Origin of the sequence: Gracilibacillus salinarum, from assembly GCF_022919575.1 — a bacterium.
Lineage (GTDB): Bacteria > Bacillota > Bacilli > Bacillales > Amphibacillaceae > Gracilibacillus > Gracilibacillus salinarum.
In genome coordinates, this window is sequence record NZ_CP095071.1 from 1,935,288 (window position 1) to 1,955,256 (window position 19,969).

Genomic DNA, 19,969 nt, shown 5'->3' on the forward strand with positions numbered 1-19,969 from the left:
TAATATTTACATCATTTAAGCCACGAGGTTAAATCTCTACCAATTATATTTTGAGTTTTCATTATATCCTCCCTAAAAAATTCTATAAGATATCCACGTACTTCACTATCCATCTTAGGTTTTTCAATATTCATCGATATTGCTTTATGTCTTAATTTATTTCTTATGTTTAAAGGAAGAAACTTTTTAACAGTACTTTTTACCATATTATCATTTAGTATAATTTCTTGAATAAATTTATTCTTTGGAATTCCTGATTGATTGTACTTATTAGAAGTTTTAATGCTATGAACTTCTAACTCTAAGAACTTTTGAATTTCTACTAGTAAGTTATTAGGGTTATTTAGTAGGTCGTCATATAAAACTACCTTCACATTATTATATCCAAATACATCATAATAAGTTTTTACTTGATTGTAATATAACCCCACATTTTTATAATGCCATATTTGGTGATAACCCGAATCTATTCTCTTGTTCTCTTCTAATAAAGCATCTTTAAAGCTTAAATTCTCACGTAAGTCTCTGCAAAGATGTGTGTAGGCTGAATATGCCCTTTCTTTTGGATCTCTTAAAATAATTATAATTTTGGAGTTTTTATTAAATTTCTTCAATTCTTGGGCTACTTCTGAAAAATATAAGTATTCAATAGTTGCCTCTCCAATTATTTTTTCATCTCTCACGTTTTTAAATAAATCAATGTATTCTTTAAAATTGGTAATTCTTGAATTATCCCACTTTCTATCTCCGGGACCATTCTGTAAGTTTTTGTTATATTTATAATTAAAATATCTTGGCTCTTTTTCCTTTGAAAAAAAAACTGATGGGTGTTGATTTAAATAATAATATAAAGAAGTAGAACCACTCTTTTGAGCCCCTACTATAAATAAGTTTGGTTTTATTTCGCAATCCATAATAGACCTCCGCATTCAATATTAGCTTATTCATTATGCTTAATTTGACACATAGTGATGAAGTAGTTTTATACTTTTTCAACAGACTCTTTTTCGTTACTCTAGACTTTTGATTTTAATTTGCTTCTTAATAAAAAATTCAATTTGTTTTGCAACTTCTATATATGAAAAGTTAGCAATAAGCTTCTGTGGTTCATTAATAATATTATTATCATATATTGTATTGAAAATTGCTTTAGAAATATCATTAGAATCATATGGATTAACAACGTTCACATATTCTCTATAATCAATCAGAGTATCCATTTGACCTCCTGTCATTGGGCATATAATTTTGCAACCAGAAGTTAACGCTTCTAAATATACTATTCCATATGGTTCATGAGGATTTAATGAAATAAATAAATTTGATTCCAAATAGAAATTTGTTATTTTCTGTGGATCAACTTTCCCATGAAATACCACCTTGGTTTCAATTCCTAAATTTCTAACTAACTCATGTAGATTTGTTTTTTCAGGTCCGTCGCCCACAATATTCAATTTAACAACCTTATCCTTGATTTCTCTAGTAGCACTTTCAAAACCTTTAATTATAAAATCTACATTTTTTTCTTTTACTAATCTTCCAGCATATAGAATATTAAATTCATTATTAGATGGAGTCTTTTTAACATTAGATTCTTTTAAATTCTCAATGAAATCATAACCCAATCCAACATTTATAATACAATCAGACTTTGTATTAAAAATTTCAGAATTTATAACTGAAGTTAATCCACTATTAGATATAACAAAGTCCGATTTGCTAGAAATCATTTTACTTCCTAAAAAGAGAAAAAAAGCATCTATTAGTTTTCTCCTTATAGAAGGAAATGCATGAAGGTAATGGATAGTCGTACAATTATCTATATTTTTTTTAATAAATGAATTAACAAAACCATATTCTAGTGATGAAATTAATATATTGGGTGAAAACTCAATAATTTTTTTCCTTAGTTTATAATGCATAAATAGATTTTTTCTCATTGACTTTTTTCCCACTGATATAATAGAAGAGTTTTTAATAGTTTCCTTAGTTTCTGAATAATCAGTAACAATTAGTACTTCGTGTCCTAACTCTTTAAAGGCATCAGCTAGTGACTCTGTAAAAATTGCAACACCACCAAAACTTTGATTAGTGTTTACTGGCCCTGTAACACATATTCTCAAAAAACCACCTACATTCATTCAAATTTTATAATCTTTTATTGCCTTCGTCTTAAGTTGTTCACTGATTCATTTTCATAACGAAAAAAAATGCTTAACGCTAATACAAAATACAAAAGCCTAAAGTTTTGCAAATCTAAAGTTATACTAGGTAAAATTAGAAGTGCTATAATAATCTCGATACGCAAATAATACCTAATACTCATGATACAAATAAAATAAAGTAAAAGCCCTACTATTCCAATATCTTGAAGTATAAATATAAAGGTATTATGTGGAGGCATATAATATAACTCGTTCCATGTAAAAAAGCCGTTACCAAAAAACATATTTTGTTTTATTGATCCTAATGCTATCTTTGAAGCAATAATCCTAGAACTTTCTTCGATGGAGGATGAATAAATCAAAGAAGATTCTCTCCCCATAACGATAGTAAGGTTGTACAAAAGTTTATTCATAAATTCCATTAAAATATCTATGCTTAAAAAAAATAATAGAGCTAGTAACCAATAAAATACTACCTTCAATTTTTGAAATTTCTGAGGTATGAATAATTTTAGTATTTCTGTAAAAACTAGCAATATAACAATAATTATAGCAGTTCTAGAGAAAGAAGATATTATACCTACTATCAGAAAAGTTTTAATTATCTTTTCATGCTCTAGCTTTGTATTTAGAGCATTTTTATACATCTCAATTAGTAAAAAGGTCACTATAAAAAAAAGGTAATACTTATTAGGATCTGAATAAAAACCAACTAATCTTAATTCCCCTTGATTATAATGCGTTTTGAAATTCATCCAACTACTGTTGGTTGATAACTCATGTCCTTTTACATTAGATAATATGAATATTAGCACACCACTAATAAAATTTTTCACTGCTACTACAGGTGTGAATTTTATCAATTTTTTAACATACTCAACTGACAAGTTAGAATATGCAAATATAATTACAATTAAGAATGACATTATGTATCTAGTATATTCCATAAATTCTTGACTATTGCTATTTTGATATATCAGTATACATGTTAAATAAATTATAAAATAATATATCTCAATATGCTTAATGAAAATACTCTTCTTTAACTTCATTTTACTTTTTAATGTACCTAGAAGACTACTTAATACTATTATTATTAGAACTATATCATACAATTTGATGCCTAATATTGATACACCAAAGTAAATACTAGATAAGATAAAAATTTTCCACAAGTTAAATATTTTATTGTCTTTTTGGGTAAATAGGATAATAAACTCAAGAAAGACACTAATAATTAATAGATCTGGTTGCGCAAATGCAAGTAATGGATTAATAATAGCAGTTAATATTAAATATAAATTTACCCAACTTATTTTTTTAAACATTCTAAAATCCTCTACATCTTGAAATTTTTCAAATATTGGTTTGCCGCTTTATCCCAGTCGTATTGTGATAACTCAATTTCCGAGAAAACAAAATCGTATCCTTTTTCTTGTATTAAGTTTATCTGGTCAAACATTGATTTTATATCATATCTAGGTATAGTAAACCCATTCTCACCATTCTTAACAATCTCATTTAGCCCACCTATATTAAATGTAATTACAGGTAATCCAGATGCTAAAGCTTCACACATAGCAATTGACAAATTTTCACTCTTAGAAGTTGATATTAACAAATCATATTCTTGAAAATCGATATTTGGATCAAACCCTTTTATTTTCACAAAATTGTATTGATAAATTTCATCAACCAATGAATTATCTTGTGCTGTACCATATATATCGACAGTAACTTTTCCTTTGAATTTATTTTCAAAACATTTAAACAATCGTGTAGCTAAACTATATTTTCTTTTATCAATATTACCTATCATTACTATGTTAAGTTTGCCCCCAGCGGCAATTTCCTTTGTTTTAACATTTTTTTTTTCTGAAGATAATCCTAAACCATTCCGTATAACTACAGTGTTAGAATTTAATTTTCTAACAAAAGCATCCATATAATACGATACGTTCACAACTTTTTTTGCATTCCTTAATGTCAAATTATATAGTGGTCTGTAATAAAATGATTTTAGATAATGCGTCAAGTTAATCCTCTTTGCATCTGGCCAATTACCATGATAAGTATGAAAGTATGGAATATTCAATAGCTTAAATATGAAGCCAAAGTGATCATCAGAATAACAAATAAAATTATTATGGTTCTTTTTAAAAAAACTTAATGACTTTATTAATTCAAATAAATTTGTATACTTATTAATGCTGATATCTTCCATATCATAACTTCCTTCATGTTTTGTAAATACTACGACTTCACCAAAATCCCTTTCAATCCTTTTAACAATCTCATGAGTAGCAATATTCGCACCTGTGAAATTATTACCGAAATACTTTGTTAATATTACTAGTTTTGTACAATTATCCAAAATGTAATTTCCACCTTCCAATTCTTTTAAACAAAACTTATAAATCTATTTATTGAGGAGCCTTTGAAACCTTATTATGAATACAAAAAGATGTTCGTTTAGCAAATATATTTTTATTGATTGATTCAATTTAAAATTCTTACCAACCGCTTGTGATTTCACATACCTTTTAAATTCTTCTTTAATTGGGAACTGATCAAACAAGTGAAAATTCACTTTTTTCAACTTGACCTCTTTTAATATCAGATACAAAATTAAGATTCTTTCTTCTGGTATACGTACACTATAAATATAATTAATTATATTTTTTTTAATATAATTTAAGCTTTTTAGATAGTGTATTAAACTGTAAAAAACTTCAACCACATTAAACCTTTCAAATGATACGTTTTCTGTAGCAGCTTTTTTTCTTTTGACATAATAAAACATTACTTCTTTTACGCAAGCAACCTTGTCTGAATGCGCTAGAAATTTAAGCGTGAATTCTTGATCCTCACCGTAAGTATTATGTATAGAAAAATTTAAATTGTGTTTATCTATTATTTCTTTCTTATAAATTGCATTTCCAACATAAATCCATATGTCTTTCTTTAACATCCAAAATAATGCATCTTCACCTGTGATTAGATTATCAAAATACCTGTATGACTTTTGATAAGGAAGTATATTACCATCTTCTTCATCTACTATATTACCACCACACATAACACAATCCACTTCATTCTTTACCATTGTAGAATACATTTTTTCTAAAAAGGAATTAGAAACATAATCATCCCCATCTATAAAAAAAACATATTCACCGCATGCTTTTGATAAACCTTTATTTCTGGCAGAACTAACCCCATTATTTTTTTGATTTAAAATCATATAATTGATCATTGATTGTGAAAGTATAGATTCTACTATATCTATGGTTCTATCACTAGAACCGTCATTGACTATTATTATTTCAAAATCCTTAAATGTTTGATTTATTATTGAACATAATGTTTTCTTTATATATCCCTCGACATTATAAACTGGAATTATTATACTGACTTTCAAATGCTGCTGTCGTTCTACCATATTTTTTCCACCCTTTATAAAAGGAATTTGCCGTGTCAAAGACCATTCTAATTTTCAATTTACAAAGTATCCATCGAAAAGTCATCTCTTTTTACATAATATAATACTCTGTCCTCTTTATTGATTCCTTAAATGAGACAACCTCATAATCTAATATATTTCCATTCATAAAAACACCTTGACTCCCAGGCATTTGTTGTTCATAAATAAAAGAACCAAAGACCTTCTTAAAAGTCCCTGATTGTTTTAGCCCCATTGAAACTGCCCAGTTAATTACATTTGAGGTCTTAATTTTTTTACCATGATATGCTGCTATAAGCTTTACCAATTCAGTTGTATTCACAAATTCTTTATTTTGGGGAAAGAATACCCCTCTACCCTTAAAATCAATTAATAACCTTATAAATTCTGTTAAGTTATCGATATATATCATACTCCGCTTATTATCTATATCAGGAAAAAGTGGCAATTTTATTGCCATATTTGCTAGTCTGGAATAGTTACCAGGACATCCTCTTCCATATACAATCGGTGGCCGTAGAGTTGCTATACAAAAATTTTTAGAATTCATCTCAAAAAGGAGTTTTTCAGCTTCATATTTTGACTTAGCATAAAAGGTCTTTGGAGTTGGCGTAGTTTCTTCAGTAATATAGCCACTTTCTTTACCATAAACACCCATAGTACTCATAAATATAAATTGCCTTACACCTTCTTCTTTAGCTTTTTTAGCAAGTTTAACTGTTAAATCTCTATTTACTTTAAAATACTTATCCGTATCGTTTTCTTTAACATGTACAATTGCTGCTGTATGAAAAATGACATCATACCCAGAGAAAGAATTTTCTTTCCATTGATCATCTCTAATATTAATAAAATCTACAGAATACATATCAGGATATTGTGAAACCCATCCTTGAAATGATGTACCTATATAACTATTAACTCCTGTTATAAGTATCTTTTTCATTTTGAAACATACTCCTTATTTGTAGGAGTTTTCTTTTCAGGACCTAGATTGATATCAACTATGTACTTATCGAAATATTTATCTTCACCAAATAACACAACACCAACAGTTCTAATGATTATCTTCAGATCAAGTAATAAACTATAATGCTCTACATAATAAACATCAAACTTATACCGGTCTTCTAAAGAAAGATATATATTACCACTTACCTGTGCTAACCCTGTCATACCTGGGCTCATATTAAGTCTTTTAGAAATTTCATTCGTATACTCAGCAAGAGATTCCACTCTTTCAGGTCTAGGACCAACGAGGCTCATTTCTCCCTTTAACACATTTAATACTTGGGGAATTTCATCTAATTTGCTTCTTCTAAGGAATTTTCCAATAGCTGTGATACGGTCATCATCTTTCATTACTTCTTGACCTTTCACCATCTTTTCTGAACCTGGTTTCATAGTCCTGAATTTATATACCTTAAAGATTTCCTTATTTAACCCTGGTCTATCTTGCAAGAAAAAAACGGGACCAGAAGAAGTAGCCTTAATTATGATTGCAATAAAAAACCATATTGGTAGAAATGGAATAAGAACTATTAAAGATACAACAATATCACAAAAACGCTTAATCAATTTTTGAAATGTCTTATCTATCATAGACTATACCTCTATCTCATAATCGATAGGAATTAAATACCCATCAACAAGTTTTATAGATCCTTCGTCTTTATTTGTTTTAGCAGACCAAATTCGGTATACTTTATCTTCAACTTTATGGAAAGCACCTGGATAAGGATGTGTAACTGCTCTTACTAACTTATCTGCATCGTCCATAGTCATACTGCTTAAAATTTCCCCATCTTCAGGCTTTCTACCAGGCCATTCTGAAGCTTCTATTTCATTTTGTTTCTTAAGTGTTATATTGTTAGTGACGATGTCTTTCCAATACTTTTCAATTAATTTAATATGCATATCATCAACAATTTGATAAAGTTGGGTTGCAGTTGTGTTCTGATCTAATTTGATAACCCCTTGACCAATAATATCACCAGTATCGACACCTTCATCTAGCTTAAACATAGTTACGCCTGTTTCATCTAAACCCTTGATAATTGTCCATGGTATTGCTGCCCGTCCTCTACCAATTGGTAATAGAGTCGGATGCATACCGATACAACCATGCGAAGGAGTTTCAAGGACTTCTTTTTTTGCAATTTGCGACCAGCCAATAATAAACAGCCAATCAATCTGGTTTTTCTTTAATGCGGAAAGAACCTCCTGATCGTTGATATTATCAATCTTTAATAGAGGTATATAATGTTCACTTGCAAAATCATCTAAATAAACTCTTCCAGACTTATCTTTTGCTTTTTCATCTTTAAGGGTAATAATTAAATCTACTTTGCCGCTAATACGATAGATCTCTTCAATACAACTAAGCCCTAATTGAACGCAAGTTGCAAATGCAATTTTCTTCTTCAAAATATACCATCCTCTCTACTTTCTAGAATCCACGTCTAAATACACTCTCAAAAGCTTCAGCATAAACCATTCCAGATTGTCCACCACGGTATGCAGCTAGTCCTTTGATTGCTTCCTCACTTCTAGGGTGAGGATAAGCTCTCATAACACCACGATATTGGGCGAGAGCTTCTATTTTTTTTTCCACACTTAATTCACCAACTTCAATAAACATGTTTGGTGAAAACTGATTCATTGCTTTATTTAAGCCCCATTCCGTAGAAGATGGTACCTCCATAAAAAGTAGTTCTTTAAGAGGAGCTACATCATTTCTTCTTTGGAATAACCTCACTGCTGCTTGACATGCCATAGAAGTGTGAAGATGGTCATTATTAAGGTCTGCAGGATGGTGAGTAAATACTATATCAGCATTTGTTTCAAGTATAGCTGCTTCAATAAACTGAACAAGTTTTAAATGACCTGCATTGTTAAACTCTATATTCGGAAAATTACCAGATATAACTCTATCAACACCTAATTTATTCATAGAGTTATTCACATCTTCATTAAGCTCATCTGTAGTAGGGCGAAAATTCCTGGCATTTACTTCTCCAGATAATATACAGACATTTACAGAATGTCCTTCTTGAGCAAGCTTATAAATTGAGGCGCCCGCCCCTAGAACCTCATCATCTGGATGTGCAACAACAACTAAATATGACATATGATTTGACCTCACTTTTTTATTCTCTCTTTTGGATTATAATGTAATCAAATAATCACCTATTTTATATAGTCGACAAAGAAAGTAACATCCTGCCTTTATTTCGCTACTCCTACCCTCTTGATTCGCTCCGCATATACGATCCTCATTAAATGATCCTTCAATTGCTCTTTATCGTGTTCTGTAAAATGACTAATTAAATCCCACAATTGATTTTCTTCAACATTGACTGTTTTGCCAACATAAATTTTTTCATATATCGCTTCCGGATGAACTTCATTTTCTCCAAGTAATTCTTCATACATTTTCTCGCCTGGTCGGATTCCGGAATAGCTTATTATAATTTCGTTTTCTGTATAACCTGAAAGCTTAATCAAATTCTTAGCCAAATCAACAATCTTAACAGGCTCACCCATGTCCAGCACAAAAATCTCTCCACCATGAGCTAAAGTCCCCGCCTGAATCACAAGCCTAGAAGCTTCCGGTATCGTCATAAAATACCTAGTCATCTCAGGATGGGTCACTGTAACCGGCCCACCCTGTTCAATCTGTTTCTTAAACAAGGGAATAACACTGCCACGACTTCCAAGCACATTACCGAATCGTACAGCAACAAATTTCGTTTTACTTGTCTTAGCAAGAGTTTGTACGATCATCTCTGCCACACGCTTCGTTGCGCCCATCACATTGGTCGGATTAACAGATTTATCTGTAGAAACTAAAACAAAAGTATGAATGCCGAAAGCATCTGCCGCATCCGCTACGTTCTTCGTACCAATGATATTGTTCTTGACTGCTTCGTGTGGGTTGTATTCCATTAACGGAACATGTTTGTGTGCTGCTGCATGATAGATAATTCTCGGATTATGCTCCTGGACAATTTCGAATATTCGTTCACGGTCTTGTACATCTGCAATAATAGGTATAATTTCAATAGCTGTATCTTTGTATTTATTTCGCAGTTCCATGTCAATCGAATAAATACTAAACTCACCGTGTCCGACTAATAGAATTTTTCTCGGAGTAAATCGCATTAACTGCCTGCAAATTTCAGAGCCGATTGAACCTCCGGCCCCTGTTACCATCACGGTATTATCAGTGACATATTCTGAAATCGAATTGATATCTAATTCGACAGGCTCTCTACCAAGCACATCTTCCACATCAACATTCTTCAAAGAACTAACTGAAATTTTGCCGGAGACAATATCCTCTATCTTCGGTACCATTTGTACTCGTTTATTCGTACTGTTACAAATAGTAACCAGTTCAGATAAAGCACCATTCGTTAATGACGGAATCGCGATGACAATGTGATCAATTTCTAGTTCACTTACGATATCAGGAATTTCTTTCGTGTGTCCTGCAACCGGAATATCGTATAATTGCATTTTATGCTTGGCCATATCGTCGTCGACAAAGGCTACTGGTAATAGATCGTTATGATGCTGTTCATTCTTTAATTGCCTTGCAATCATCGCACCTGCTGACCCTGCACCGACAATTAATGTTCGTTGTTTATTCTTCTTATCATGCATGAAACGGTCCCGGTAGACTCTCCAGACAAACCGCGAGCCGCCGATAAGCATTATATGTAATAACCATGTGACAATAAGTGCTCGTTTATAAATCGTAAAATCATTAAATAAGAACTGAACAATTCCTGTTGCTACAATCGTAAATGTGATCGCTTTTACAATAGCAATTAATTCTCCCACACTCGCATATGCCCATACCTTGTGATACAGCTTGTAGATAAAGGCGAACAAGTGATGGAAGAGAAGCAGCGCGATTGATGATACTGCCACTACTTCTGCCTTCTGCAAGGAATAATTCGGATAAACAACCCAGGAAGCGATAAAAATGGCAGTACTTACGATGATTGAATCTAATAAAACTAATAATAATATCCGTTGCTTATAACCCATCAGTAGATCCCTTCCATCTCATTATTATTGTCTTACTTCGAATTCACTTGCCAGCTGATCAACAAACTTCCGTACATCAGGACCGATTTCCTCATTCTGAATGGCAAATTCAATCGTCGTTTTGATAAAACCTAGCTTTTCACCAACATCAAAGCGTTTTCCTTCAAAATCATAAGCAAATACACTTTGAGTCTGATTTAACTGCTGAATCGCATCGGTTAATTGTATTTCACCGCCAGCACCGATCTCTTTTTGCTCTAAATAGTTAAAGATTTTTGGTGAAAGTACATATCGTCCCATAATTGCTAGGTTCGATGGTGCCGTTCCTTTATCTGGCTTTTCAACAAATTGTCTTACCGAATAGCTGTTACCATCCTGTTGATCAGGATCTACTATGCCATATCTGTGTGTCTCGTTCTCGGGTACTTGCTGGACCCCAATAATCGAACCGCCCGTGCGTTCATATTCATCGATCAATTGTTCCAGGCAAGGTTTATCTGATTGGACAATATCGTCACCAAGTAATACCGCAAATGGCTCATTTCCAATAAATTTGCGTGCACACCATACGGCATGTCCAAGTCCCAGCGGTTCTTTTTGTCGAATATAGTGAATATCCACACTGGCAGGTTGTTTTGCTTTTTCCAGCAGTTCTAACTTACCTTTTTTCAATAAGTTATCTTCTAATTCAAAGTTATTATCAAAATGATCCTCAATGGCCCGTTTTCCTTTTCCCGTCACGATAATAATATCTTCTATTCCTGATGCAATCGCTTCTTCAATTATGTATTGGATCGTTGGTTTATCTACGATTGGCAACATTTCCTTTGGCATTGCCTTCGTTGCCGGTAAGAATCTTGTTCCTAATCCCGCTGCAGGAATAATTGCTTTTCTTACTTTTTCCACGGATCATCATCCTCCATTGTCTTTTCAAACATATATTTGAAATACACGATAAACATTATATCGAAAAGGTTAGGACTTAACAACTAGAAAATTCCTAAAATTTTTCTTTTTTTAATTCTTTCGGGAACATCACCAATAACGTTTTCTCCATTGACTAAATATTGCGAATTTTCCATTAGCCAAAAAAGCGTCTCTGTACCGAATTCATCCTTAATCACACTATGCGCTTCCTGCATCACAAATCCTCTGGTTGTGACATTATGAGCATCTGTTGCGATGAAATGTGTGAGATTTGCCTCGACTAATTGCAGGCTTAATTTCTTAATTTTCTTACCGAATTTTCCAGCGATGCTTGCAGCGGTAAGCTGCGTTAACGTGCCATTACTCACTAAATCGTATAAAATATTAGGGTTTTCCATTATTTCTTTATTGCGTTCGGGATGGACAATGATTGGCTTGATTCCTTGCAGTTGCAGATCAAACATCAATTGCGTTGTATAACGCGGAACATGGTTGGATGGTAGTTCCACGAATAAATAGCCACTTGATTCATTAAGTGGTAACAGATGTCCTGCTTCTAAATCGGTTAACATTTCTCCATTTATCCGTGTTTCCTGGCCGGGTAGAATTGTTAGAGGTACTGCTTCGTCTTGTAATCTATTGTTCAATTGATCTACTGCTGTAATAATATCATCTTTGTAGTTATCATAGCTGCCATTTAAGTGATGAGGCGTCGCAATTATCGTGGTAATTCCTTGCGATACGGCACTTTTCGCCATTTGCACACTTTCTTCGGTATGTTTCGCACCATCATCAATTCCAGGCAAGATATGACAATGAATGTCGATCATTCGATTCATCGCATCCTTCCTTATCTAAATTCATATTTCTTATGCCACACTGTCATATTAGGATAAGTATAGCAGTATTGGAAAGAAATTAAAATAGGAGAAATTAGACGAGTTTTGTCGAACATCATTAATTTATGTAAAATGTTTGCTAATTCCTCCATTTTTATGCTAAATAATGCCAAAAATTTTCTTTTTCTTAATGCGTACAGGCTCCTCACCTTGTACTATTTTACCTTCCATTAATAGAGTCATATTCTCTTGAAGCAGGTAAAGCTGTTCTAACGATACCGTCTTCTTTAATGTATTCCAGGCAGATTGTAAATAGAATTGTTTCGGATCTGCGGTATCCGAGCTGATAAAATGAGCAAGATTATGTTTTACTAATTGTTGCGCTGTTTTTTGTATTTTTTTGCCTTTCTTACCGACAATACTTCTGGCGCTCACTTGAACCAGCGCACCATTCTTCACCAGGCTGTACAGCATATTAATATCCTCTTGAATGTCCAGATTTTTCTCAGGGTGGACAAGCACTGGTTTATACCCTTTTAATTGAAGTTCATAACAGAGCTGTTTCGTATATTGTGGTATATGATCAAACATGAACTCTATGAAAATATATGCTGGATCATTCCCATAGGTGATCAGTTTGCCTTTCTCTAAATCTTCTTCCAGATTACCGTAAATGCGAATGGTTTGGCCAGGGAGAATCTCTACGTTTATTCGTTCCTGACTTAGTTGTTGATTTAACGTATTGATGTAGCTTATGATGGATTCTTTATTAATTTCCTGTTTTCCTTGTATATATCTCGGTGCAGCAATAATATATTTCACGCCAGCCTTCTCTGCTTCCTTTGCCATTTGAAGAGCAGACAGCTTATCCTTTACGCTATCTTGATTGATTGGAAGAATATACGGATTAATATCCAACATTAATACCATCCTTTCTCATTACCCCTTATATTATATGAGACTTTCGTCCTGTTCTATATAAAGAATATCATATTCGTTATAAATTGAAAAGATGAATTTCGAGATATGTATATTTTTTTACAATTCGTTCATTCATAAAGGTGATTTTGAATACTAAAAAAAGCCATTTAACTCTAGGATGACTAGTCAAATGGCTTTCATTCTGCTATTAATTTCCGTAATAATAATAATGACCTTTTTTCTGTTCACGGTCGTTGAGGACCACTCCTAACAATTTCGCATTACCGACTTCCAGCAACTCTTTTGCCTTAATTGCTGCATCATTCTCCGTCTGGTTACTCCGTACGACCATCACCGCACCATCACATATGTTGGCAAGAATTTGGGCATCTGTAACGGCAAGAACAGGCGGGGTATCAAATAAAATCACATCATATTCTTCTTTAGCAGCCACGATCATCTTCTCCATTGCTTTCGAACCTAGTAATTCTGATGGGTTAGGCGGAATCGGGCCACAGCTCAATAGATCCAGTCCGGCGACATCACAATTAGAAATCGATTCTAATAAGGTTGACTCTCCCACCAATACACTGCTCAATCCTCTTCTGTTATCCATTCTAAACGTGTAATGCAAGGTTGGCTTCCGCATATCCGCATCAATTAGAAGCACTTTCTTTCCTTGCTGAGCAAACACAATCGCTAAATTCGCTGTGGTAGATGACTTACCTTCCGATGGTCCTGATGAAGTAACCAGCATTGTTTGTAGATCACCGTCAACGGAAGAGAACTGTAAATTAGTCCGAATCGTTTTGTATTGCTCAGATATCGGAGAGCGTGGGTTCATTTTCGTAATTAAGTGACGAATGTTCGATACTTTAGACTGTTTTTTTCTTCTGGCCATTGAAGTTCCCCCTCTCACGCTTCTGACTGATGGATACGGACTTCCCCATCGTCATCATATCTTTCTCGTCAATATGAGAAATGACACCAAGTACAGGTAATTCCAAAGTTTTTTCCACATCTTGCTCTGTTTTCACCGTATTATCGAGGTATTCAAATAAGAACGCTAAGCCTACCCCGATCATAGCACCGATAACAAGTGCGATAGCTGTATTCAGCATTGGCTTCGGATTAACAGGCGTTGGATTGGCTGGGACAACCGCTTCTGATAAGACACTCACATTGTTGACATTCATTAATTCAGGTAAGTCTTCCTGAAAGATCGCGACAGTAGTATTGGCAATCTCTGCTGCCAGTTCAGGATCGGAATCGGTTGCGGATAGCTTCACTACCTGAGAACTCTCCGAATTCGCTACCGATATTTTCTCACTTAATGCGCCAGGTGAAATCGCCAAATTCAATTCTTCTATAACTTGATCCAAAATTCGATTACTCGTGATGATATCATTATATGTATTAATTATTTCCAAGTTAGATCTAATTTGATTTATATCGACACTTTGTGCTTCACTTGTATCCTGGTTAACAATAAATTGCGTACTAGATTGATAGGTTGGCGTTAAGACAAAATAACTAATAATTGCTGCTGCACCTGCCGCTCCAATCATTAACAATAGAATCAGCAAAAGGCGTTTCTTCAATACTTCAAAAATCTCTTTCAGTGATATCGTTTCCTCCATAGTTTAGTAACCTCCGAATGAAATGTATTTCTGTCAAATAGCATACTTAGCACATTATATTCGAAATTATAACACAATACATTTTGATATGACATAGCAATATACCTTTTATTATGTAAAATTCATACAATTATTCTTGAATATCTTAAAAAATTCGACATTCAGCTCGTCTTTCAGCGTGTACTGTAGTTTCTTTTATTCTAACTTTTCACTACAACGAGCTTACTCATAACTAAGAGGTTATATCATCCTGCCTTGCAAAAAAAGAAAGCCTGTGTCCCTCCTGACACAGGCTTTCTTTTTTTAAGAAACGTAAAACCATTCATTCCGAAAGGCTGTAATGACTGCATTCGTCCGGTCTGGTACTTCTAATTTACGCAAGATGGAGCTAATATGATTCTTTACCGTTTTGTCTGTGATATAAAGCTTTTGACTAATACGTTGATTACTATAACCTTTTGTCAAGAGCTCCATCACTTCCCACTCGCGGTTGGTAAACACACCAACGGGTCTTGACTCTTTACGATTATAAATCTGGCGGTAATCGCCTAGCAGAACTGGTGCAAGATCCTGGTGGATATAATGGTTACCCGCAACGATTTTTTCAATGGCTCCAATTAATTCTTCCTTTTCCATTCCGTTAAAGAAGTAACCGTGTAAGTTCATTTTGAACAGTTCGGTTAGATTCTCATGGTGTTGATTCTCCGTCCAGATAATAATTTTCTTGTTGTTCTCCATATATTTCTCTACAAGCGACATGGTGTCAGTCTTAGTATCAATATCAATGATTAACAAATCAATGATATAGTCTCGTAATTTCTCTTGTTGTTTCGGTTCCACTGCGATTACATCATAATCCTTGAATTCCGTAGAAAGCACCCCTACCAAACCCTCGCGATAAATAGAAGCTTCTTTCACAATTGCAATTCGCATGTTTTTACCTCCTCATTTTTATTCCCAAAAAAAATGGCTATTCCTGAAAAGAACAGAAATAGCCTAAAATGACAAAAGAAACTTTGTCATACACACACGTATCCGATTAGTGTTATTTAGGTAACCAGGCGATCATAGGTATAAGATATGAAGATAAATACCCTTAGACCCTAGGCTTTGCGTCCTACTCTTTCAAATAGTTTGCCTTTATCAAATACTTCAATTATCTATGTCTATCATACCGTTTTCCTATATTAATTGCAATAACCATCAAGGTATTATAGCAAAGATAAATCAAAAGACTTAAATAATTGAAGAAAAAAACCATTTTTATGAGTTTTAATACCTAACATTTTCTGTTTAAATCTGTCGAAAATAGCGGAATTTTGACATTGATAGAATAAGAGAGCTTGAGATGTTTACTTTTTTCGGCAGGTTATATAGGAAAGATAGAAGGAGGCAGATAATAAAAATATAATTAGAAGCGATTGTAACACCATGCTCGATCACCCTTTTTGTTAGATTATTTATCTTGAATTCAATGTATTTTATTATATCGAATGATATAGTGACATTTCAATAGCGAAACCCCTGTATTATTGTTATATTTTGGCGAATTGGATAAAATTATTCAGCTGGCTACACATGGACCGTGGCGATCCATGGTAGCCTTACATTTTCGTGCTCAAATCGAGAAAAAATGGCTATGGTCTATTGCTCTTTTTTCTCTGTGACCGCTTGGTTCAGTTTTCTCGCTAAATCATCAGATGCTTGCTCCATATATTGATTCACCACATCGAATACATCTGACGAAACAGCAGACAATCCCGCTGCCATATTATCAATTAAATCTGCTTGGTCTTGCTCGGACAATGATTCATAAAAGAGTCCTGCTTGTGTAAAATCATCGTGTTTTTCAATGTCAGATCGTTGCAATGTTCCTTCCACCAATCGCCCATTACCGCTAGTAACTAAATCACCCGGCCACCAATTTGCCTCCTTGTTCACAGGAACATTACGGAAATCCGGTCCTATACGGTAACGTTGAGAATCCCAATATATATTTGCTCGACCTTGCAGCATCTTATCATCGGATAGTTCTGCACCATCCAATAAATTCGTTGGGGAGAAGGCCGCCTTTTCTACTTGCTCCATGTAGTTATCTGGATTTTTGTTTAACACCATACGACCGACAGGAAGGAATGGAAACTGTTGCTGATCCCAAATTTTCGTATCATCTAATGGATCATAGGGTAAGTTCAATGACTGTTCAGGGTCCATCACCTGAACATACAATCCATATTCGACTGGTTCACCTTTTTCAATCGAGTCATATAAATCCTGCCCCGCAATATCCGGGTTTTCGCCCGCTAATCTCACAGCTTCCTCATTACGGATATACTGTTGACCTGCCATTGGTGACCAAACATATTTCACATAGTATCGCTTACCTTCTGTGTTTTTCCAGACATATGTATTAACACTATAGCCTGGTATATGACGCAGACTTTTTACTGTGCCTAGATTGGAGTACACAAGTAATGTGAATAGCAATGACTCCGGTGCTCTTGCGACGAAGTTCCAGTAACGGGTCGGATCGATTAAGTTGTTTTTCGATGATGGAAGAAATGCCTTAATCGCTTCAGGGAAACGAATCGTGTCCCGCACTGAAAAGACTGGAATATGATTAAACACAAGATCAAAAATACCTTCTTCCGTATAAAATTTAGTGGAAAAACCCCGCACATTTCTGGATGTATCTGGTGTTCCTTTTGTACTAACCGCTAATGAGAATCGCACAAATACCGGCACCTGTGTTCCTGGCTCTTGCAGAAAAGAAAGCGACGTGTAATCGGACATCGAATAAATGGTTTCAAAGTAGCCGAAAGCGCCCCATCCCTTCACATGCACAGGCCGTTCTGTAATCTTTTCATGGATAAATGTCTGTAGTGTTTCATGTTCAACGCTATCTTGTTTTAAAATGGGCCCTCGTTTTCCTACTGTTTGAGAGTGAAGTTTAGCTGGCAAGTCTATATTCCATTTATAGGGCCTTGCGAATGAAGGGGAATGATTCTCTGACGTATGGTTATGTTGGGAATTTGTATTCTTCTTATTCATAAATTCTCCACCAATCTTTTTATAGTCTATAGAGTGTATGATAAGAAGTTGGTGCATATAACATAAAGAGTTCATTATGAAGCATGATAGAAGGAATTTGAAAGCGTTAATCCAAGGACTATTAATTTTCCCAATATCTTATAGACAGAGGAATCAATTGGGCATCGTCTATATTGACATAGGACTAGAGCTTTGGCAACTGGATGCTGTTATGAAGCCTTTACAGAACTGGAAACGTTGAAATCGAACAGATTAATTAGGGCGATACCTTAATTGATTCGATGAATAATGAAGAAGAAAACTGAAATAATAAGCAGATAAATGATTGAAATGAGGTGAATATCATGAAATATAAGAAATTAGCATATGGTCTGTTTACTGCCATTCTTTCCACTTCCTTATTAGTCGGGTGCGGGAATGGTAATGATGAGCAAGAACCGGATCCAACCGAAGAACCTTCTGAAGAACAAAATCAGGAGTAAAAGGCATCATATGTATAATGGTGTAGTGTGGTATCGTCAGGGAGAAGCTTTACATTATAATACAAAAACTCGCTGACGACACCACGAAATAGTTACTGCATTTTTTTAACTTTCTGTTGAACGGGCATCAATTGCAGCTACTTGAATACTGAAAGAAAAACATATGTGTTTGTTTTTTATGATATTTCCGACTAAACGGAACTACTTATTCTAGTTATTACTGATAATCTGTTTTTGTCGTGCCATCATAAAATAAATGATAACAACCTTGCCATCGTCGTTACGATACGCATTAGTAAATCTATCAAGTCTTCCATTATTCCAGCCTATATAAAGTACCATTTCGATTTCTTCATTCCGAATTCCCCCTACATCAATAGCTCCAATCGCACCATCTAAGAAAGACTGATTGAATTTATAGCCTGCTTTAGTACCGACATTGAAGAGCCAGATTGTTTTGCCCTCATAATCACCTGGTGCTTTGAAATTCGTTTTTCCAAACAACAAAATCTCTTTTGAAACTCCAAAACGAGTTCCAAAGTCGTTCGTATGACGGCTTCATTAGTCATACAACCATCGTATTCGCACGATATATTATTCTCTCGTGGGAAAACCGATGTAGTACAGACGAGAGAACACTTGGCCGCATGTTTTATGAATTATGTGATGAAGTTCATGGTCTCGATTGGGGTGTGGCACTTCAGCACTTGATCGAGCTTCTTGAAGATGCCTTGAAAAACAGAGCAACAAGAAAGTACAAAAATTAATCAAAAGTCAAGTCCAACAATGGATTACAGGCTTATCCAACTATATCAATGATTACCTTCCTATTTCAGTCTGCGAAAGTTGAGTCAATTATTATAGGCGCTAATTTTCTCTTACCGACATTCTCTACCCATAGAATACAATATATTTTTTCAATGTGACTAGATTTACAAATTCTTCTTAACTCTAGATTTTTTATATCGTAAGCGACCAATACTCAAGTATATAGGAAAATACCCAACACTGAGCTAAACCAAGACTTGAGATAGATTAGCGAATGTGTGGGATACGCATCTTTTATCGGTGGATCTATAGTGAAGCCACGCAGTAGTCAATCCACTTGTTGGACCATTAATGTTCTCACTTCTCTTATGGTTCGAGACCATTTTAATTGGTCGCTCTCAAACCGCTTATACAGTAACCACCCCCATTCCAATATAGTGCATTAAAGCGGTCTTTTTTGTTCCCACAAAAGAAAAAAAGCATCCTGGAATGGGATCTAAGTCAAACTGTGGTTGGACGGTATAAGCTAATGAATCAATGCCATAGCGCATATCCGTTTTACCACATACGATATAACATCTTTTCGCATCCTCTACATTTACAATCAAATCAAAACCTCCTATGCTTTTGTCTTAGGATAAGTGGATAGGAGAAT

The 19,969-nt window shown here is 34.2% G+C and carries 20 protein-coding genes, 1 pseudogene and 1 riboswitch; of the genes and pseudogenes, 2 read left to right on the top strand and 19 right to left on the bottom strand.

The features are described from left to right. Positions 1-11 precede the first annotated feature (11 nt). From MUN87_RS09060 to MUN87_RS09140, 17 genes are all read right to left on the bottom strand, one after another. A complete protein-coding gene (locus MUN87_RS09060; protein WP_244747445.1) occupies positions 12-914 on the bottom strand; it encodes a sulfotransferase domain-containing protein in 903 nt (300 codons plus the stop codon). 96 nt (positions 915-1,010) lie between these two features. Then, positions 1,011-2,141 (bottom strand): glycosyltransferase, encoded by a 1,131-nt coding sequence (locus MUN87_RS09065; RefSeq protein WP_244747447.1) that lies wholly within the window; start codon positions 2,139-2,141, stop codon positions 1,011-1,013. A 17-nt stretch (positions 2,142-2,158) separates the two neighbouring features. Then, the gene (locus MUN87_RS09070; RefSeq protein ID WP_244747449.1) at positions 2,159-3,493 is read right to left on the bottom strand and encodes an O-antigen ligase family protein; all 1,335 of its coding nucleotides are present in this window, start codon (positions 3,491-3,493) and stop codon (positions 2,159-2,161) included. A gap of 11 nt (positions 3,494-3,504) precedes the next feature. Continuing rightward, positions 3,505-4,539 carry a glycosyltransferase family 4 protein gene (locus MUN87_RS09075; protein WP_244747450.1) on the bottom strand — a complete coding sequence of 345 codons (1,035 nt, stop codon included), beginning with the start codon at positions 4,537-4,539 and terminating at the stop codon, positions 3,505-3,507. Between the two features lie 45 nt (positions 4,540-4,584). Then, positions 4,585-5,607 carry a glycosyltransferase family 2 protein gene (locus tag MUN87_RS09080; protein ID WP_244747452.1) on the bottom strand — a complete coding sequence of 341 codons (1,023 nt, stop codon included), beginning with the start codon at positions 5,605-5,607 and terminating at the stop codon, positions 4,585-4,587. Between the two features lie 91 nt (positions 5,608-5,698). Next, entirely contained in the window at positions 5,699-6,574 is an 876-nt protein-coding gene (locus MUN87_RS09085) for an NAD-dependent epimerase/dehydratase family protein (protein ID WP_244747453.1), read from the bottom strand. Continuing rightward, positions 6,571-7,230 (bottom strand): sugar transferase, encoded by a 660-nt coding sequence (locus tag MUN87_RS09090; protein ID WP_244747455.1) that lies wholly within the window; start codon positions 7,228-7,230, stop codon positions 6,571-6,573. Before MUN87_RS09090 ends, MUN87_RS09085 begins: the two co-directional genes overlap by 4 nt. 3 nt (positions 7,231-7,233) lie before the next feature. Next, the gene (locus tag MUN87_RS09095; RefSeq protein ID WP_244747457.1) at positions 7,234-8,055 is read right to left on the bottom strand and encodes a formyltransferase family protein; all 822 of its coding nucleotides are present in this window, start codon (positions 8,053-8,055) and stop codon (positions 7,234-7,236) included. Between the two features lie 22 nt (positions 8,056-8,077). Then, positions 8,078-8,758 (bottom strand): PIG-L deacetylase family protein, encoded by a 681-nt coding sequence (locus MUN87_RS09100; protein ID WP_244747458.1) that lies wholly within the window; start codon positions 8,756-8,758, stop codon positions 8,078-8,080. 98 nt (positions 8,759-8,856) lie between these two features. Next, positions 8,857-10,686, bottom strand: a complete 1,830-nt coding sequence (locus MUN87_RS09105; RefSeq protein WP_244747460.1) for a polysaccharide biosynthesis protein — start codon at positions 10,684-10,686, stop codon at positions 8,857-8,859. A gap of 24 nt (positions 10,687-10,710) precedes the next feature. After that, entirely contained in the window at positions 10,711-11,592 is an 882-nt protein-coding gene (galU, locus tag MUN87_RS09110; RefSeq protein WP_244747461.1) for a UTP--glucose-1-phosphate uridylyltransferase GalU, read from the bottom strand. An 83-nt stretch (positions 11,593-11,675) separates the two neighbouring features. After that, positions 11,676-12,443 (bottom strand): tyrosine-protein phosphatase, encoded by a 768-nt coding sequence (locus MUN87_RS09115; protein ID WP_244747931.1) that lies wholly within the window; start codon positions 12,441-12,443, stop codon positions 11,676-11,678. A 168-nt stretch (positions 12,444-12,611) separates the two neighbouring features. Beyond that, complete coding sequence (locus MUN87_RS09120; protein ID WP_244747463.1) at positions 12,612-13,373, bottom strand: tyrosine-protein phosphatase; 762 nt, start codon at positions 13,371-13,373, stop codon at positions 12,612-12,614. 208 nt (positions 13,374-13,581) lie between these two features. Continuing rightward, positions 13,582-14,274 (bottom strand): CpsD/CapB family tyrosine-protein kinase, encoded by a 693-nt coding sequence (locus MUN87_RS09125; RefSeq protein ID WP_244747464.1) that lies wholly within the window; start codon positions 14,272-14,274, stop codon positions 13,582-13,584. Further along, on the bottom strand, positions 14,249-15,013 hold the full coding sequence (locus MUN87_RS09130; RefSeq protein ID WP_244747465.1) for a YveK family protein: 765 nt from the start codon (positions 15,011-15,013) through the stop codon (positions 14,249-14,251). The genes MUN87_RS09125 and MUN87_RS09130 overlap by 26 nt, the downstream gene beginning before the upstream one ends. A 303-nt stretch (positions 15,014-15,316) precedes the next feature. Continuing rightward, the gene (locus tag MUN87_RS09135; protein ID WP_244747466.1) at positions 15,317-15,946 is read right to left on the bottom strand and encodes a response regulator transcription factor; all 630 of its coding nucleotides are present in this window, start codon (positions 15,944-15,946) and stop codon (positions 15,317-15,319) included. A gap of 116 nt (positions 15,947-16,062) precedes the next feature. Next, positions 16,063-16,162: riboswitch (cyclic di-GMP riboswitch) on the bottom strand. A gap of 495 nt (positions 16,163-16,657) precedes the next feature. Further along, on the bottom strand, positions 16,658-18,064 hold the full coding sequence (locus MUN87_RS09140; RefSeq protein WP_244747467.1) for a catalase: 1,407 nt from the start codon (positions 18,062-18,064) through the stop codon (positions 16,658-16,660). A gap of 344 nt (positions 18,065-18,408) precedes the next feature. Here MUN87_RS09140 and MUN87_RS09145 point away from each other — a divergent pair, with 344 nt between their 5' ends. Continuing rightward, entirely contained in the window at positions 18,409-18,546 is a 138-nt protein-coding gene (locus MUN87_RS09145; RefSeq protein ID WP_244747468.1) for a hypothetical protein, read from the top strand. A 210-nt stretch (positions 18,547-18,756) separates the two neighbouring features. Here the strand turns inward: MUN87_RS09145 and MUN87_RS22515 are convergent, their stop codons facing one another. After that, positions 18,757-19,050: a type 2 periplasmic-binding domain-containing protein gene (locus MUN87_RS22515; protein WP_439649649.1), complete on the bottom strand. Its 294-nt coding sequence runs from the start codon at positions 19,048-19,050 to the stop codon at positions 18,757-18,759. Here MUN87_RS22515 and MUN87_RS09150 point away from each other — a divergent pair. Continuing rightward, positions 19,038-19,396, top strand: a pseudogene (locus MUN87_RS09150) (IS4 family transposase); the annotation flags it as partial. The gene MUN87_RS22515 and the pseudogene MUN87_RS09150 sit on opposite strands and share 13 nt — an antisense overlap. Before the next feature lie 325 nt (positions 19,397-19,721). Here the strand turns inward: MUN87_RS09150 and tnpB are convergent. After that, positions 19,722-19,922 carry an IS66 family insertion sequence element accessory protein TnpB gene (gene tnpB / locus MUN87_RS09155; RefSeq protein ID WP_244747469.1) on the bottom strand — a complete coding sequence of 67 codons (201 nt, stop codon included), beginning with the start codon at positions 19,920-19,922 and terminating at the stop codon, positions 19,722-19,724. Positions 19,923-19,969 lie beyond the last annotated feature (47 nt).

Bases quoted from the DNA above. Each gene is read 5' to 3' on its own strand.
- MUN87_RS09060 (WP_244747445.1), bottom strand. From the start codon at position 914: ATGGATTGCGAAATAAAACCAAACTTATTTATAGTAGGGGCTCAAAAG.
- MUN87_RS09065 (WP_244747447.1), bottom strand. From the start codon at position 2,141: ATGAATGTAGGTGGTTTTTTGAGAATATGTGTTACAGGGCCAGTAAAC.
- MUN87_RS09070 (WP_244747449.1), bottom strand. From the start codon at position 3,493: ATGTTTAAAAAAATAAGTTGGGTAAATTTATATTTAATATTAACTGCT.
- MUN87_RS09080 (WP_244747452.1), bottom strand. From the start codon at position 5,607: ATGGTAGAACGACAGCAGCATTTGAAAGTCAGTATAATAATTCCAGTT.
- MUN87_RS09085 (WP_244747453.1), bottom strand. From the start codon at position 6,574: ATGAAAAAGATACTTATAACAGGAGTTAATAGTTATATAGGTACATCA.
- MUN87_RS09090 (WP_244747455.1), bottom strand. From the start codon at position 7,230: ATGATAGATAAGACATTTCAAAAATTGATTAAGCGTTTTTGTGATATT.
- MUN87_RS09100 (WP_244747458.1), bottom strand. From the start codon at position 8,758: ATGTCATATTTAGTTGTTGTTGCACATCCAGATGATGAGGTTCTAGGG.
- MUN87_RS09105 (WP_244747460.1), bottom strand. From the start codon at position 10,686: ATGGGTTATAAGCAACGGATATTATTATTAGTTTTATTAGATTCAATC.
- MUN87_RS09115 (WP_244747931.1), bottom strand. From the start codon at position 12,443: ATGATCGACATTCATTGTCATATCTTGCCTGGAATTGATGATGGTGCG.
- MUN87_RS09120 (WP_244747463.1), bottom strand. From the start codon at position 13,373: ATGTTGGATATTAATCCGTATATTCTTCCAATCAATCAAGATAGCGTA.
- MUN87_RS09125 (WP_244747464.1), bottom strand. From the start codon at position 14,274: ATGGCCAGAAGAAAAAAACAGTCTAAAGTATCGAACATTCGTCACTTA.
- MUN87_RS09130 (WP_244747465.1), bottom strand. From the start codon at position 15,013: ATGGAGGAAACGATATCACTGAAAGAGATTTTTGAAGTATTGAAGAAA.
- MUN87_RS09135 (WP_244747466.1), bottom strand. From the start codon at position 15,946: ATGCGAATTGCAATTGTGAAAGAAGCTTCTATTTATCGCGAGGGTTTG.
- MUN87_RS09140 (WP_244747467.1), bottom strand. From the start codon at position 18,064: ATGAATAAGAAGAATACAAATTCCCAACATAACCATACGTCAGAGAAT.
- MUN87_RS09145 (WP_244747468.1), top strand. From the start codon at position 18,409: ATGAAATATAAGAAATTAGCATATGGTCTGTTTACTGCCATTCTTTCC.